Annotated in this window: 13 protein-coding genes and 1 pseudogene; 8 read left to right on the top strand and 6 right to left on the bottom strand. The window is 71.9% G+C overall.

Features of this window, described 5'->3' with window-relative positions; genetic code table 11:
• Positions 1–60: 60 nt before the first annotated feature.
• Positions 61–1,995, bottom strand: a complete 1,935-nt coding sequence (locus tag Ari01nite_RS03515; RefSeq protein WP_438872121.1) for a M4 family metallopeptidase — start codon at positions 1,993–1,995, stop codon at positions 61–63.
• A 162-nt stretch (positions 1,996–2,157) separates the two neighbouring features.
• On the opposite strand from Ari01nite_RS03515, the gene Ari01nite_RS03510 reads away from it, so the two are divergent.
• Positions 2,158–2,418: an LLM class flavin-dependent oxidoreductase gene (locus tag Ari01nite_RS03510; RefSeq protein WP_203779203.1), complete on the top strand. Its 261-nt coding sequence runs from the start codon at positions 2,158–2,160 to the stop codon at positions 2,416–2,418.
• Between the two features lie 47 nt (positions 2,419–2,465).
• On the opposite strand, the gene Ari01nite_RS03505 is transcribed toward Ari01nite_RS03510, so the two are convergent.
• Positions 2,466–3,248, bottom strand: a complete 783-nt coding sequence (locus Ari01nite_RS03505; RefSeq protein ID WP_203779201.1) for a class I SAM-dependent methyltransferase — start codon at positions 3,246–3,248, stop codon at positions 2,466–2,468.
• Between the two features lie 78 nt (positions 3,249–3,326).
• Here Ari01nite_RS03505 and Ari01nite_RS03500 point away from each other — a divergent pair, with 78 nt between their 5' ends.
• On the top strand, positions 3,327–4,367 hold the full coding sequence (locus Ari01nite_RS03500) for an alpha/beta hydrolase (protein ID WP_203779194.1): 1,041 nt from the start codon (positions 3,327–3,329) through the stop codon (positions 4,365–4,367).
• On the opposite strand, the gene Ari01nite_RS03495 is transcribed toward Ari01nite_RS03500, so the two are convergent.
• From Ari01nite_RS03495 to Ari01nite_RS03480, 4 genes and pseudogenes are all read right to left on the bottom strand, one after another.
• Positions 4,364–5,554, bottom strand: a complete 1,191-nt coding sequence (locus Ari01nite_RS03495) for a CynX/NimT family MFS transporter (protein ID WP_203779192.1) — start codon at positions 5,552–5,554, stop codon at positions 4,364–4,366. The two genes, Ari01nite_RS03500 and Ari01nite_RS03495, sit on opposite strands and share 4 nt — an antisense overlap.
• A 51-nt stretch (positions 5,555–5,605) precedes the next feature.
• Positions 5,606–6,391 (bottom strand): siderophore-interacting protein, encoded by a 786-nt coding sequence (locus tag Ari01nite_RS03490; protein ID WP_203779191.1) that lies wholly within the window; start codon positions 6,389–6,391, stop codon positions 5,606–5,608.
• 742 nt (positions 6,392–7,133) lie between these two features.
• A pseudogene (locus Ari01nite_RS49580) lies at positions 7,134–7,706 on the bottom strand (hypothetical protein); the annotation flags it as partial.
• Between the two features lie 495 nt (positions 7,707–8,201).
• Positions 8,202–8,963: a glycerophosphodiester phosphodiesterase family protein gene (locus tag Ari01nite_RS03480; protein WP_203779186.1), complete on the bottom strand. Its 762-nt coding sequence runs from the start codon at positions 8,961–8,963 to the stop codon at positions 8,202–8,204.
• A 23-nt stretch (positions 8,964–8,986) separates the two neighbouring features.
• Between Ari01nite_RS03480 and solA the strand changes: the two genes are divergently transcribed.
• The 6 genes from solA to Ari01nite_RS03450 all read left to right on the top strand — a co-directional run bounded on the left by solA (position 8,987) and on the right by Ari01nite_RS03450 (position 15,755).
• Positions 8,987–10,135 carry an N-methyl-L-tryptophan oxidase gene (gene solA / locus Ari01nite_RS03475; protein ID WP_203779179.1) on the top strand — a complete coding sequence of 383 codons (1,149 nt, stop codon included), beginning with the start codon at positions 8,987–8,989 and terminating at the stop codon, positions 10,133–10,135.
• A gap of 138 nt (positions 10,136–10,273) precedes the next feature.
• On the top strand, positions 10,274–11,005 hold the full coding sequence (locus Ari01nite_RS03470) for an L-type lectin-domain containing protein (protein WP_203779178.1): 732 nt from the start codon (positions 10,274–10,276) through the stop codon (positions 11,003–11,005).
• Positions 11,006–11,096: 91 nt separating this feature from the next.
• Complete coding sequence (locus Ari01nite_RS03465) at positions 11,097–11,939, top strand: glycosyltransferase family 2 protein (protein WP_203779177.1); 843 nt, start codon at positions 11,097–11,099, stop codon at positions 11,937–11,939.
• The gene (locus Ari01nite_RS03460) at positions 11,936–13,054 is read left to right on the top strand and encodes a glycosyltransferase family 4 protein (RefSeq protein ID WP_239162447.1); all 1,119 of its coding nucleotides are present in this window, start codon (positions 11,936–11,938) and stop codon (positions 13,052–13,054) included. Before Ari01nite_RS03465 ends, Ari01nite_RS03460 begins: the two co-directional genes overlap by 4 nt.
• The gene (locus tag Ari01nite_RS03455) at positions 13,051–14,979 is read left to right on the top strand and encodes a putative glycosyltransferase family protein (protein WP_203779173.1); all 1,929 of its coding nucleotides are present in this window, start codon (positions 13,051–13,053) and stop codon (positions 14,977–14,979) included. The genes Ari01nite_RS03460 and Ari01nite_RS03455 overlap by 4 nt, the downstream gene beginning before the upstream one ends.
• Entirely contained in the window at positions 14,976–15,755 is a 780-nt protein-coding gene (locus tag Ari01nite_RS03450) for a hypothetical protein (protein WP_203779169.1), read from the top strand. Before Ari01nite_RS03455 ends, Ari01nite_RS03450 begins: the two co-directional genes overlap by 4 nt.
• The last annotated feature ends 14 nt before the right edge of the window (positions 15,756–15,769 follow it).

Below are 15,769 nucleotides of genomic sequence, written 5' to 3'. Positions count from 1 at the left end.
ACAGCTACGAACGGGCCGGCGCGTGGCAGCGCCGGCCCGTCGTCGAGGGTGAAACGGTGTTCAGACGGTTAGCGTCCAGGTGTTGATGTAGCCGACGTCGTTCGCCACCGCGTCCTGCACCCGCAGCTGCCAGGTGCCGTTCGCGGTCTCGCTCGCCAGATTCTTGGTGTACGTGGTGTTCACGTTGTCCGCGCTGTCGGTCGTCGACGTGGCCTTCAGGTTGTAGACCGTGCCGTCCGGTGCCACCAGGTCGACCCGCAGGTCACCGCGGAACGTGTGCACGATGTTCACGGCGATCGTCGAGGTGGCGGAGGCCGCCCGGCCGCAGCCGCTGATCGTGATGCTGCTGTTGACCGCCGAACCGCGGTCCGGAATCGAGACGTCCGTCCCGTTCGTGCCGGTGCAGCCGGTGGGCTGGTTGGTCGGCGAGGTGGTGGGCGTCGTGGTGGGCGGGGTCGTGCCGCCGGCGGTGCAGGTCGGGTCGGCCGACTGTGCCGGGACGCTCACCGCGTCCCAGGCCGCCTTGACCGTGTTGAACTCGGCGCACGTCGAGTACAGGTTCTTGGCCGCGGTCAAAGTCCAAGTCCGATATTTCACGTACGAGGAGCTCGACGTCTTCATCAGCATCGCGTTGTACATGATCGTGATGGCCTTCTGAATGCCCAGGCCGGTCACGGCGCTGCCGTTGCAGGTGGTGCTGGTGGGCTGCCCGCTGCCGCCACCGCTGCTGCCCTGGGCGAGCAGGTAGAACCAGTGGTTGCCGGGGCCGGCCGCGGCGTGCACCTCGTCGCTCGGGGTGCTGCTGGAGTAGCAGTTGTCGTCGCCGGCCAGCGACGGGTTGTACATGTACCGGATCGGGCCGCTGCCGACCAGGTTGACCTCCTCGCCGACCTGGTAGTCGGGGGCGTCGTTCGGGTTGTTGATGAACCACTCGGTGGCCGCGCCGATGGTGTCCGCGACGAACTCCTGGGTGCCGCCGCGCGAGATGCCGCCCGGGGTGGTGTCGTCGATGCCGTGGGCCAGCTCGTGGCCGACCACGTCCGCCGACGCGATCCACTGCCCCGACCGGTTCTTGCCGATCTGGATCTGGCTGCCGTCGTAGTAGGCGTTCTGCTGGTTCAGGCCGACCCGGATCGGCCAGGCGCCGCCGCTGCCGTTCTGCCCGTTGCGGCCCAGCCAGGAGCCGAGCATCGCGTACTGCTTCTGTGCCACGTAGAACGCGTCGACGCAGCCGGTCTCCTTGCTGGTGCCGGTGCCGTTGCCCCAGACGTTGTCGGTGCCGCTGAAGGTGGTGTTGTTCGCGGCGTCCTGGCAGCGGACCGTGGTGTGCGACGGGTCCTGGAGCAGGTAGTTCGACCCGGACTGGGTGGTGTCGATCGAGACCGACCCGTTGATCCACCCGGTGCCGGTGCCGGCCGCGTCGATGACCCGTTCGGTGCTCCGGAGTACGGCGCCGGTGAGCGCGTCGACGGCCACGGTGAGCCGGCTGATGCCCTCGTCGCCGGTGCCGCGAACGGTCGACTCCCACGCCAGCCGGGCCGCCCGGCCCTCCTCGGCGACGACTACGAGCTGCGTACCCTCAATGCTTTGAAAGGTCTTGAGCTCTGCTTTTGCAATCTCGGCCGCGGCGGTGGAGGTCAGCTTCGGGGTGACGGCCAGTTCGCCGATCGGGCTGGACTGGGCCACCGAGGTGTATTTCGTCTGCCCGCTGGCGTCCGTCATCACCACGAAGTCGCCGCCGGACACCGGCAGCCCCTTGTAGGTACGGGTGTAGGGGACGTAGTTGAGGCCGTTCGAGCTGAGCACGGGACGCTGCTGGAACGCGTCGTGTTGGCTGGCCTGCAGCACCTGGGGCCGGCCGGCCACCAGGGTGTCGGCTTTACCGGCGGCCGCCCGGGCCGAGGCGGCGGGGTCGACGGGCTGTGCGGTGGCCGGTGTGGTCACCGCGACCACGGCGGTGGCCGCCGCGGTACCGGCCACCAGCGCAATGATCATCGGGGTTCGGCGTTTCACGCGGGCGCTCCTTCCCTGCCCCGGGGTTTGGGCAGGCTCTTCGATGGCTTGCGTTGGACGCTAGGCATCGACGCCCGTCTTCGAATCAGGGAAAACCCTTGCACCGGGCTGCGCTCCCGGACGTACGTGCCGGGCCGCGCGGGTATGACCGAACGCGAGTTCCGATTCGGTGTCGTGGCCGCCCAGGCGCCCACCGGCGAGGCCTGGACGGCCACCGCCCTGGTGGCGTGGGAGTCCGAGACCCTGCAGAAGCTGAGCGGCGGCCGCTTCGAACTGGGCGTCGGCGGCGGCCGGCCCGGCGCGGAACGGGACGCGGCGGCGCTGGGCGGCGACTTCGGCACCCCGGCCGAGCGGCTGGCCCGGGCGGTGGCCGCGGTGCGCGCGGCGGCGGGCGGCGGGGAGTAGCGGCGGGTGGTGCTGGTGCGGGTGCGGGGTTGGCGGTGTGGCGAAGGCTAGGGGTGGGTGCCTCGTACTGCCCAGGCGGTGGCGGTCAAGGGGATGGTGCCGTCAGGGGCATGTGGGAGGCGGGCTTTCACCAAGGCTCGGATGGCCTCTCGCCGGGTGGGGGGCAGGCGGGCCAAGTAGGTGGGAGCTGGACCCTGGCCGCCCAGGAAGGGTTGCCAGAAGTCGTTGAAATCGGTGAAGCGGGTGGGGACCTCGATCGGGCGTACCGCGATTTCGGTCAGGGCGGCGGTGGACCATGCGTGGTGCAGGGCGTCGGGGTGGCAGATCGGGAAGCGGAGGGCCTCGTCCTGGTCGGCGGCGGACGGGTCGACGTCGCGGGCGGCGTTCCAGACGTACCTCATCATCTGCATGCCGGTGGTGTAGTCCCAGACGTAGGCCGCCACCACGGCGCCGGGGGCGGCCACCCGGGTGAACTCGGCCACGGCCGACTGCGGGGTGGGGACGAAGTTCAGGGCCAGGCCGCTCACCACCGCGTCGAACGTGGCGGGGCGGAACGGGAGCGCGGCGGCGTCGGCGGCCAGGAAACGGGCCCGGGTCAGGTGGCGGGCCGAGGACAGGAAGCCCTGGGACATGTCGATGCCCACCACCGCGGCGGGGCCGGCCTCGGCGAGCACCGTGCCGGTCAGGGCTCCGGTGCCGCAGCCGGCGTCCAGCCAGCGGGCGCCGGGGCGCACGGCCAGCCAGCTCAGGAACTCCTTGGCCACCGGGCGGCTCCAGCGGCCCACGTAGCGTTCGTACGGTTCCGCGACGGACCAGGCGTCACCGGTCATGAGGGCCAGGATATGAGGGCCAGGATATGTGGGCCATACACACTGCGGGGGACGGCTGCCGGTGGGACGCTTCGGCCTATGGAAGAGGTCAGCGTCGCGGTCCGCGGCATCTCGCTCAACGTTCTGGTCGACGGGCCGGCCGACGGCACCCCGGTGCTGCTCGTGCACGGCAACTGTTCGTCCGCCGACTTCTGGCGGCCGCTGCTCCGGCAGCTGCCGCCCAACCTCCGGATCGTGGCGCCTGACCTGCGGGGATACGGGCGATCCGACGCCGCGCCGGTGGATGCCACCCGGGGGCTGCGGGACTTCGCCGACGACGTGGCGGCGCTGCTCGACGAGCGGGCGCTGTTCCCGGCCGGCGGGGCGGTCACCGTGGCGGCGCACTCGATGGGGTGTGGCGTGGTCATGCACCTGCTCGCCGCGCACCCGGAGCGGGTCCGGGCGCTGCTGTTCGAGGCGCCGCTGAGCCCGTACGGCTTCGGCGGCACCCGGGATCTGGACGGCACCCCGACCACGCCGGACTTCGCCGGGTCCGGCGGCGGCACCGGGAACCCGGACTTCGTGCGGCGGATCGCGGACCGGGACCGGGGCGTGGACTCGCCGACCAGTCCGCTGAACGTGCTGCGTACGGCATATGTGGCTGACCCCGCCTCGCTCGGCGCGGACGAGCAACTGCTGCTGGACACCGTGCTGTCCACCGCGATCGGGGACGACAACTACCCGGGCGACAGCAGGCCCAGCGCGAACTGGCCGGGAATGGCGCCGGGGGACCGCGGGGTGCTCAACACCATGGCGCCGAACCACTTCAATGTCGCCGCGGACCTGGTTGCGGTGCCGGTCAAGCCGCCGATCACCTGGGTCCGCGGCGACCGGGACGCGATCGTCTCCGACACCTCATTCTTCGACCTGGCCTTCCTCGGCTCGCTCGGCATGGTGCCGGGCTGGCCGGGCGCCGAGGCGTGCCCGCCGCAGCCGATGGTCGGGCAGACCCGGGCGGTGCTCGATCGCTATGAGGCGGCCGGCGGCCGGTACACCGAGGTGGTGCTGCCGGGCTGCGGGCACTCGCCGCACGTGGAGCGGCCCGCCGAGGTGGCCGCCGAACTGCTGAAACTGATTTAGACCCGGCGGTCCCGGCCGGCCTGCCAGCCGGCGATGATCTGCGGGATCATCAGGGCGATCATCAGGGCCAGGGGTACCCGCCAGCCGCCCGTGCGGTCGTGCAGCACGCCGATCAGGATGGGGCCGGGGATGGCCAGCAGGTATCCCACGCCCTGGGCGAACGCGGACAGCCGCACCACCGTGGCGGGCGTGCTGCCGCGCAGCGCGATCATGGTGAGGACCAGCGGGAACGCGGTGTTGACGACGCCCAGCAGGACGGCCCACAGCCAGGGCAGGGTGGCCGGCGACCACCACAGTCCGGCGTACCCGGCGATCCCGAACAGGCCCAGGGTCAGCGCGATCCAGCTCTGGCTGCGCACCCGGCCGGCCAGCGAACTCAGCGCCAGGCCGAGCGGCACGCCGAGCAGGGAGGTGCCGGCGAACAGCAGGCCGGCGGTCTCGGCGGAGAGACCGGCGTCCCGGTAGATCTGCGGGAGCCAACCGATGATCACGTACGCCGAGGTGCTCTGCAGGCCGAAGTACAACGCCAGCGCCCACGCCACCGGGTGCCTGGTCACGCGTACCGGAGCCGGATTTTGATCGTCGGTGTCGGCGGTCGCACGCTCGCGGGCCAGTGGCAGCCAGGCCGGCAGCGCGACCACCGCCAGCACCGCCCAGCAGGCCAGGCCCAGCCGCCAGTCGCCACCGAACGCGCCGGTCAGCGGAACCGTGGCGGCCGCGGCGCCGGTCGCGCCGACGTTGAGCGCCACCGAGTAGAGGCCGGTCATGGTGCCGACCCGGCCCGGGAAGTGCTGCTTGACGATCACCGGCAGGAGCACGTTGACCACCGCGATGCCGGCCAGCGACACCACGCTGGCCAGCAGGAACGGGACGGTGCCGGCGGTGTACGGGCGGATCGCGAGACCCACCGCGAGCACGGCGAGGCCGGTCACGATCACCCGGGCGGTGCCGAACCGGTGGGCCAGCCGGGGCGCGGCGAGACCGACCGTGGCGAAACAGACCACCGGCACCGACATGAGCAGTCCGGCCATCGTCGAGCTCATCCCGAGGCCGGCCCGGATCTCGCTCAGGACCGGGCCCACGCTGGTTACCGCGAGCCGCAGGTTGACCGCCGCCAGCAGCAGCGCGGCCAGCGCGATCAGGCGGCCGCGGACCGGACTGGTCAGCTGTGTATCGGCGAGCACCACTTACACATCATGGGCGCCCGGCGGCTCGGACGGCCAACGAGGTGCTCGCTCTCACACCGTCTCCTGTTCCCTTTCGACCTGCGAGTTCCAGTCGCGCTTGGTGGACTGCCAACCCTCCTCGTTGAGGCCGCGGCGCCAGTAGCCGGAGATCGACAACTGCTCGAGCGGGATGGCGCAGTCGCGGCGCAGGTAGCCGCGCAGGTCCTTGACGAAGGTGGCCTCGCCGTGCACGAACGCGTGCACCGGGCCGTCCGGGAAGGTGCAGCCGCGGACCGCGTCGACCAGCAGTTCGCCGATCTGCCGCTCGCCGCGGTGCAGCCAGGTGATCTCGGCCTCCGCGGTGGTCTCCAGCTTCTGCTCCTCGTCGGGGCCGGAGACCTCGATGAACGCCTTGACCAGCGCGCCGTCGGGCATCCCCTCGAGCGCGGCGGCGATGGCCGGCAGCGCGCTCTCGTCGCCGGCCAGCAGGTGCCAGGCCGCGGTGGGACTGGGCGCGTAGGCGCCGCCCGGGCCCATGAACCGGAACGGGTCGCCGGGCTGGGCGGCCGCCGCCCACGGGCCGGCGATGCCGCTGTCGCCGTGCACCACGAAGTCGATCCACATCTCCGGGATCTCGGGCAGCCAGCGGCGGACCGTGTAGGTGCGGACGGTCGGCCGCTCGGTGTCGTCGACGCCCGGCTGCGGGAACAGCACCTTGATGTAGTGGTCGGTGCACGAGCCCGCCTCGATCGAGCGGAGCGCCTCGCCGCCCACGACGACCCGCACCATGTGCGGCGTGAGCTGCTCGACCCGGGTGACGACCGCCTCGGTGGCGGGTCGTGCCGGCCTGTTGGGCATGCTTGGTCCTCTTCCGCTCGAACGATCGTCCGTGGAAGTAAGGCTACCCTAACAGCGCACGAAAGGGCGGCCCGCTCGGGAGCGGGCCGCCCTTGGATCGTATGCGGTTTTACTGCCAGGTGCTGCCCGGCCGGCGCCGGCGGGTCAGCGCCATGATCGTCAGACCGGCCAGCATCAGGACCACCGCGACGCCGATGACCGCCATGCTGTTCCCGCCGGTCAGCGCGAGCAGGCCGCCCTGCTTCTCGGTGGACTGGGCCGCCACCTCCTCGACGCTCGGCGCCTTGGTGCCCGAGTTGGGCTGGCCGTCGTCGTTCGAGTAGGTGATGTCGGCGGCCTCGTCGACCTCTTCGGGGTCCTCTTCGAGGGCCTTGACGGTCGCCTTCGGCTTCGCCGCCCGGGTCTGCGCGGGCGTGGCGTCCTCGGGCGCGACCAGCTCGTCGTCGCTTTCGCTTTCGGCGGTACGCGTGGTCGCCGGCTTGGCGGACTTCGTGGTGGCCGGCTTGGACGTGGTGGCCGGCTTGGCCGTCGCGGTCGGCTTCACGGTGTCGCGGGTGGTGGGCTGGGTGGCGTTGCCGCCGCCCTGGGGCGGGGTGGTCGGCGCCACGGTGGTGTTCGGGTTGTTCCCACCGTTGTTGCCGCCGTTGTTCCCGCCGCCGCCGTTGTTGCCGCCGTTGTTCTGGCCGCCGCCGTTGTTGCCGCCGCCGTTGTTGTTGCCGCCCCCGCCGTTGTTGTTGCCGGCACGGACGTTGATCCGGACGGCGTCGAGGGCCGGGGTCTGGTTGGCGCGCTCCATCATCGGGATGCGGTGTGAGCCGTCACCGGCCCACGACGCGCACTGGGCGGTGCCCTCGGCCGGCAGGCCCGGCACCTGGATGGTCACGGTGTCCGGCTGGGCCTCGCCGCGGTTGTCCTCGGTGGCCACGAAGAACGCGGGCACCGGCGCCGGGTCGGGCGCCACCCGGGTGCTGGCCAGCATCCGGCACGCGGTGTGGAAGTGCCCCCGCACCAGCCCGTTGCGCAGCACCGAGCTCTCCACGTAGTAGCCGCCCTGGCCGGCCGCGAGGAAGCGGTCGCGGATCAGGTTGCGGGTGCTGACCCGCAGGGTGAACGGCGTGTTCGGCGCGACCTGGCGCGGCGCCTCGGTGATCAGCAGCGAGGCGTTGTTGCCGGCGCTCGCCACCTCACCGAACTCGGTGGAGACGCAGCGGTTGCCCAGCTGGAAGCCGTTGTGCGCCTCGAGATTGCTGTCCACGCACGTGTCGGTGAGGATCGTCTGCCCGTTGACCACCTTGCCGACGCCGCTGCCCGACGGCCGATCGCCCTCGGCGGCGCTGGAGATGGTGGTGAAGGCGACGGCCGCCCCCACTGCGGCGATCACCGCACCAACGGCGAGTAGCCGCCTGCTGCCGCCGGTTGGCTCGGCAGCACGGCGGTAAGCCGACCTACGCATGCGCGATACCTCTTCTTCGAGAAAGCATCCGGCCCCTGACACCGGCGTTCCCAGAAAATAAGACGCGCGCCGCGAGATATCAATTCAAGCAGCGAATTTGATGAATTCTTAGCGCTAACTTAAAGAAAAGATATGGTCTCCTCCTCGAACCCTGGACATCCTCCGAACGGATGATGTCTCCGGTTCAACAAGATCACGAAAAACTTCGCTGAGCTGGCAGGTTGCGCAATGCGCAAGATCACACCCCCGCGCGACCGTGCGAGCGCCCGCCGCTACCGGGAAATGTAGTGCATGATCGCTTCGATCCACCTTGGAACTGCCTGAGAGTATGAATTCGAAGCCATTTCCGTGACATTCTCAAGCCCAAATACCGCGGCTCAGATACACGTCGCGGAGCACATCGGTACGGTCCGTCATGATGCCGTCCACGCCGAGGTCGAGCAGGCGGTGCATCTCGGCCGGGTCGTCGATGGTCCAGACGTGCACCTGGAGGCCGAGGCGGTGGGCCCGGGCCAGGAACGCGCGGTCCACCACCCGGAACCGGCCGTGCCGCGGCGGGACCTGGGCGGCGACCGCGGACGGCGGCAGCCGCAGCGGGGTCCGGGCCAGCGACGACAGGCGCAGCGCGGTCACCGCGCGCATGCCCATCGAGGTCGCGACGTCCGGCCCGGCGAGGCGGCGCAGCCGGGCCAGCCGGGCGTCGCTGAACGAGGCCAGCAGCACCCGGCCGGACGCGCCGGCCCGGCGGATCGCGTCCACGGTGGGTGCCGCGCCCGGATCGGCCTTCACGTCGATGTTGAACCGGATGTCCGGCCAGGCGTCCAGCACCTCGTCGAGGCGCGGGATGGCCGCCGCGCCGCCGACCCGCACGGTGGCCAGGTCGGTCCAGCGCAGCGCGCCGATCCGGCCGGCCTGACCGGTGAGCCGGGCGAGCGAGTCGTCGTGGAAGACGACCGGCACGTCGTCGGCGGTGGCGTGCACGTCGGTCTCCACGTACCGGAAACCGAGCTTGACCGCGCGCCCGAAGGCCTCGGCGGTGTTCTCGTCGCCCTCGGCGGCGCCGCCGCGGTGGGCGAAGGCGAGCGGAGTCGGAGCGTCCAGGTAGGCGAAGCGGGACACGACCGCATCCTACGGTGGTTCTCATGTTCGACGTGGTTGTCGCCGGTCTCGGCGGGATGGGCAGCGCCGCGGCGCTGCACCTGGCGTCGCGCGGGGTGCGCGTGCTCGGGCTGGAGAGGTACGGGGCGGCGCATGCGCGCGGGTCGAGTCACGGCGGGTCGCGGATCACCCGGCAGTCGTACTTCGAGGGCGCCGCGTACGTGCCGCTGCTGCTGCGTGCCTACGAGCTGTTCGACCGGCTGGCCGCCGACTCCGGCCGGGACGTGATCACGCTGACCGGTGGCCTGATGATCGGGCGGCCGGAGTCGCGGACGGTGTCCGGCAGCCGGGCCAGCGCCGAGCGGTGGGGCCTTGCCCACGAGATGCTGGACGCCGCCCAGCTGCGCCGCCGGTTCCCGATGTTCGCGCCGCGGCCGGACGAGGTCGCGCTGTTCGAGGCCAGGGCCGGTTTCGTGCGGCCCGAGGCGACCGTTGCGGCAAACCTCGAGCTGGCCGCCCGGGCCGGCGCCGACCTGCGCTTCCACGAACCGATGACCCGCTGGGAGCGGTCCGGCGACGGGGTGCGGGTGGTGACCGCGAAGGGCAGCTACCCGGCCGGGCACCTGGTGCTCACGCCGGGACCGTGGGCGCCGGACCTGCTCGCCGACCTGAACCTGCCGCTCACCGTGGAGCGGCAGGTGCAGTTCTGGTTCCAGCCGCGGGGCGGGACCGCGCCGTTCCACCCGGACCGGCATCCGATCTATGTCTGGGAGGACCCGGCCGGCCGGCAGATCTACGGCTTCCCGGCGATCGACGGGCCGGACGGCGGGGCGAAGGTCGCATTCTTCCGCCGGGGCGGACCGGCCACGCCGGACACCCTGGACACCGCGGTGCACGAGGACGAGGTGGCCGAGATGGCGGCGTACTGCGGCGCCCGGCTGCCGGATCTGCCCGGTGCGTTCCGGCGCGGCGAGCCGTGCATGTACACCACGACGCCGGACGAGCACTTCGTCATCGGGCCGCACCCGGAGCACCCGGCGGTGAGCGTGGCCTGCGGGTTCTCCGGGCACGGATTCAAGTTCGTGCCGGTGGTGGGTGAGATTCTCGCGGATCTGGCGATCGAGGGCGCAAGCGTGCACCCGATCGGCCTTTTCGATCCGCGCCGGTTCGCCGGGTGGAGGCGTCCAATTTGAGGTAAATAGTCGCGACTCGCTTACGCGGCTCTGCGCGCTGTCCTACCTTAGGCCACGTCCGAGTGGGGCAAATCATCCGAATTGGAGCGCAGAACTGTGTTCTTTTCACGTTCCTCGAGAGTTGCTCGCGGCAGCCTGGTGGCTGCCGTCGCCCTCTCGATAGCCGCGGGCACCGCGCCCGCCTTCGCCGCCGATGACGACCTGCTGGTCGACTATCCGACGTTCTCCGGCGCGTCCCAGAACCTGGACCGCAACGGCACGGCGGACATCCTGACCTCGTCCGGCACGACCAAGCAGCGGATCCTGCGCCTCACTGCCGGCGGGTTCAAGCAGACCGGCTCGGCCTGGGCCAAGCCGAAGCTCGACCTCACCCGGTCGTTCGAGTCCTCGTTCAAGGTCTACCTGCACCACGGCGCGCCCGGCGCCGACGGCATCGCGTTCCTGGTGCAGGCGCACGGACCGCGGGCGCTCGGCGGCTGGGGCGGCGGCCTCGGATACCGCGGCATCAAAAACAGCGTCGCGATCGAGTTCGACACGTTCCAGAACACCCCGGACCCGAGCAGCAACCACCTGGCCGTGGTGCTCGGTGGCGACCCGGACCACCACTCGGCGGTCGGTGAGCCGCAGATCCCGCTGTACGGCAAGCCGTTCATGGCCCGGGTCGCCTACAACGCCGAGACGTTCGCGCTCCAGATCTTCGTGCAGTCGCTGCACGCCGGTTCCACCGAGGAACTGGCGCTGGCCACCACCGTCGACCTGGCCGACGAGGTCGGCACGGACGCGGCGTGGGTCGGCTTCACGGCCGCCACCGGCACCGCGCTTTCGAAGCAGGACATCTACTCCTGGACGGTCGAGGGCTCCGGCGCCTGACCACACGATGCCGCCGGTGCCGCGGACCTGACCGGCACCGGCGGCGCCGCCTGCCCCACCGCACTGCACGACCGAGCCTTGGAGAACAGTCATGTCCACGGTCCCCTACGTTCCACCGACCGCCGGGACGGGAACCGAGCTGCCGCTGCCCGCGGTGGCCCATGCGAGTGAGCCACTGGTCAGTGTGATCATTCCCGCCCTGAACGAGGCGCGAAACCTGCCGCACGTGATGGCGCGGCTGCCCGAGGTCGACGAGGTCATCCTGGTCGACGGCGGGTCCACCGACGACACGGTCGACGTCGCCCGCCGGCTGATGCCCGGCATCCGCGTGGTCCAGCAGAACCGCCGTGGCAAGGGCAACGCGCTGGCCTGCGGTTTTGCGGCCGCTACCGGCGACATCCTGGTGATGATCGACGCGGACGGCTCGACCGATCCCAAGGAGATCCCGAGCTTCATCGCGGCGCTGCGCAGCGGCGCGGACTTCGCCAAGGGGTCGCGATTCCTGCAGAGCGGCGGCAGCGCCGACATCACCCGGCTGCGCTCGCTCGGCAACAAGTGCCTCAGCCTGCTGGTCAACGTCCTGTTCCGGACCCGCTACAGCGATCTCTGCTACGGCTACAACGCGTTCTGGGCCCGGCATCTCGACGTCTTCGCGCTGGACAGCACCTCGCCGGCGCCGACCGGCCGGGACGGACGCCTGTGGGGGGACGGCTTCGAGATCGAGACGCTGCTCAACCTGCGGGCCGCCCGGGCCCGGCTGCACATCGTCGAGGTGGCCAGCTTCGAGCAGGCCCGGATCCACGGCGAGAGCAACCTGAACGCGGTGACCGACGGCCTGCGGGTGCTGCGGACCATCGCCCGGGAGTGGCCGCAGCGCCGCCGCACCTCCGCCCACCGCGCGGCGGATCATCGTGCGGCTGGGCGGACCCGGTGAGGATCGGCGTCGTCACGAACGCCTACCACCCCGACGTCGGCGGGGTGGAGACGCACGCGCGCCGGTTGTGCGCCGCGCTGGTCGCGGCGGGCGACGAGGTCGAGGTGCTCACCCAGCACCCGACCGGCTCCCGGGAACAGATCGACGGCGTGCTGGTCCGGCGTTTCCCGCTCACCGTCGCGGCGCCCAACTACCGGTTCTCCATCGCCCTGTGGCGCTGGCTGCACACTCACGCGGCCCGCTACGACGTGCTGCACGCGCACAGCTACCACGCCCTGGCCGCGCTGCCCGCGGCCCTGACCAACCGGACCCCGCTGGTCTTCACCCCGCACTACCACGGCACCGGGCACAGCCGGCTGCGCGCCGCGCTGCACCCGATCTACCGGCCGGTGGGGCGCCGGATCGTGGCCCGCTCCAGCCGCATCGTCTGCGTCACCCGAGCCGAGCGGGAACTGCTGATCCGCGACTTCCCGGAGGCCACCGACCGGATGGTGGTGATCCCGAACGGCACCGACCCGGCCCGGGTCGCGGTGGCGCCGCTCGAACCGGGACGCAGCATCCTGTGCGTCGGCCGGCTGGAGCGCTACAAGCGGGTGGACCGGGTGATCCGGGCGATGCTGCACCTGCCGGCCGACCACCGGCTGGACGTGGTGGGTTCCGGTCCGGCCCGGGAGGAACTGGAGCACCTGGCCCGCCGCCTGGACCTGACCGAGGACCGGGTGATGTTCCACGGCCGGCTGCCGGACGACGCGTTCGGCACCCGGATGGCGCTGGCCGCCGCGGCGGTGTCGGCGTCCGGGCACGAGGCGTTCGGCATGGCGGTCGCGGACGCGCTCGCCGCCGGCATCCCGACCGTGGCGTCGTTCATACCGGCGCACCGGGAACTGGCCGTGATGGCCGGCGACGGGGTGCCGTTATGGCTGGTCAACCCGGACGACGAGGCCGCGCTGGCGGACGCGCTCCGGGTGGCGGCCGGCACCCCGCGGGCCGCGACCGGCCGCCAGCCACTGCCCACCTGGAGCGATGTGGTGCTGGCCACCCGGGAGGTGTACGCAACCGTCGCTTCCCGGGTGCGCGTGATCCAGCAGAGCGGAGCGGGAGCCGGCGACCGATGACCCTGACCGCTGCCGTCGAGACCACGCCGGAGACGACCGCCGGGACCGTGCCGGACCGGAGTCCCGTGTGGTGCGCCGTCACCCTGACCGTCGCGGGGGCGGCCGGGGCGGCGGCGCTGGTGGCGGCCGACCGGATCGCCGAGTGGGACCGCGGTTCGCCGTTCGAGCTGTTCTGGCTCGGCATGCTGGTCTTCACCCTGCCCGCGGTGTACTGGGCGACCCGGCGGCGGACGTCGGCGCGACTCCGGCTGGCCGTGCTGATCGGCTACGCCGGTTTCACGTACCTGCCCAAGCTTCTGCGGAATCCCACCGGCCCGCTCTATCACGACGAGTTCGCCCATTGGCGGCAGGCCCGCGAGATCCTGCTGGACGGCCGGCTGTTCGAGGCCAACCCGATCGTCCGGGTGGTGGGCGACTTCCCGGGGCTGCACTCGGCGGTGGCGTCGGTCGCGGCGCTCACCGGGATCACCGTCTGGCAGGCCGCGCTGGCCGTGCTGATCGTCGCGCACGTGCTGGTGGTGCTCGGCGTCGCGGTGCTCGCCGAGGAGATCTGGCGGGACGGTCGCATCGCTGCGGTCGCCGCGATCATCTACAGCCTGAACAGCTCGTTCCTGTTCTTCGACACCCAGTTCGGCTACGAGTCGATGGCCATTCCGCTGCTGGTCTGGACGCTGGTGGCGGTGCTGCGGGCGATGCGCGGGCCGGGGCGGCGCAGCCGTGCCGGGTGGACCGCCACCGCGGTTCTACTGTCCGGCGCCACCGTGGCCACCCATCACCTGACCGCGCTCGGCATGGTGCTGATCCTGACGATCGTCGCCGCCACGGTGAGCGTGCGGGCGATCCGCCGGCGCGACGGCGCGGTGGTCGCGGCCGGTATCGCCTGGGCGCTGACCCTGGCGGCCACGGCCATGGTCGTCCTCTGGCTGTACGGGGTGGCGCCGAAGACGGCCGGCTACCTCGACCCCTACCTGGGCAAGGCGCTCGACCAGTTCGCCGGGATGACCGGTGGCGACGGGCCGGGCGGCCGCCGCACCCTGTTCAAGCAGTCGGTGGCGCCGTCCTGGGAGCAGGTGGCCGCGTTCGCGGCACCGGTGCTGGCGCTGGTCGCCATGACGGCCGCGGCCCTGCGGCTGCGGCTGCGCCGGGACCGGGACCCGGTGTCCCGCAGCGGCGCGCTGGCCATGCTGGTGCTGGGCGCCTGCTACTTCCCGGCGGTGGTCCTCATCCTCACCCCGTCCGGTGCCGAGGGGGCGCGCCGGTCGTGGGCGTTCAGCTATCTCGGCATCGCGCTGGTGGTGGCGCCGGTGGTGGTGGCGCTGCTGGGCCGGGCGACCCGGCGGTGGCAGCGACTGGCGACCGGCGGCGCGCTGCTCGCGGTGTGCGCGGTCCTGCTGGTCGGCAACACCGCGGCCGGGATGAACCCGTCCTACCGCTTCCCGGGACCACCGCTGTACGGCTCGGACACCCGCTCGGAGACTCCCGAGGTGACGGCGGCCTCCGAGTGGCTGCGCCGGACCCAGGGACGGGAACTGCGGATCGTGGCGGACCGGTACTCGGGGCTGATCTTCGGCTCGTTCGGCGAGCAGAACCCGGTCACCGGTTCGGTCACCTTCCCCACCTACGACCTGTACATCAGCCAGCCGGGCCGGCCGGTGTCGCCGGCGCTGATCACCCAGCTGAGCTCGTGGCGGTTCGGCTACCTGATCGTCGACCGGCGGATGGCCCTGGAGGTGCCGGAGATCCGGATCTACTTCGAGACAAACGAGCCGATTCCACACGACGGCCGGCCCGCGTTCAGCCTGCGGCAGCTCACCAAGTTCGACACCACGCCGTGGACCATCAAGATCTACGACAGCGGGCACATCGCGATCTACCGCTTCGACTTCGCGTCGCTCGGCCTGCCGGCCCGCGGGGGTGCGCGATGAGCACGCCGAATCTCGTCCTGCTGGCGGCCCCGGCGCTCACCCTGCTGGTGACCGGCAACGACCGGGTGCACTGGCTGCTGCCGGTGGCGCTGCTGGCCGCGCTGCTGGTGATCGGCGAACTCTGGTTGCGCGCGCTGACCGCCGAGGCGGTGGCGGCGGCCTGCCGGATCGGGCTCGGTGTGGCGGCCGGGCTGATCACGTTGCCGCTGGTGGCGCTCGTGCTGCAGGTGTTCGGGGTGCCGATCCGGTCCCGGTCGCTGGCGATCGGGCTGGCCGCGGTGGCGGTGCTGCTCGGTGCGGTGGTGCTGGTGCGGGAGCGGTCCGGCCGGGTGCCGGCCGACCCGCGCTTCGCGCGGACCGTCGCCGCGGTCGGCATCCCCCTGGTGCTTGCGGTGGTCGTCGGGGGTTTCGCCACTTTCGCGTACGTGCGCCTGCCGCACCCGCCGGAGCCGGGCTTCACCAGCGTGGCGCTGGGCGGCTGGGCGGCCCGGATCGACCGGCCGGTGGAGATCCCGCCCGAGGGCCTCGCCGTGCCGATCCGGGTGACCAGCGCGAACACCCCGGCCACGGTGGCGCCGCTGTGGATCCAGGTCGGCGACCGGGTGGGCCGGCAGCGGCCGGTCGCGCTGCCGGTGGACGGCACCCGCTCGGTCGACGTGCACGTGCCCGCGCCGCCGGACGACTGCCTGCACCGCATCGAGATCAACCTGGGCGGGGCCAGCACGGTGTTCTACGGCCGCGGTCCGTACCACCCCGGCCGCCGGGTCGAGTGCTAGGCCGGGTGGCGCGG

This window comes from Paractinoplanes rishiriensis, from assembly GCF_016862375.1.
GTDB classification, from domain to species: domain Bacteria; phylum Actinomycetota; class Actinomycetes; order Mycobacteriales; family Micromonosporaceae; genus Actinoplanes; species Actinoplanes rishiriensis.
The sequence above is the reverse complement of the archived record's forward strand: the minus strand, read 5'-3'. Positions and strand labels throughout refer to the sequence as shown.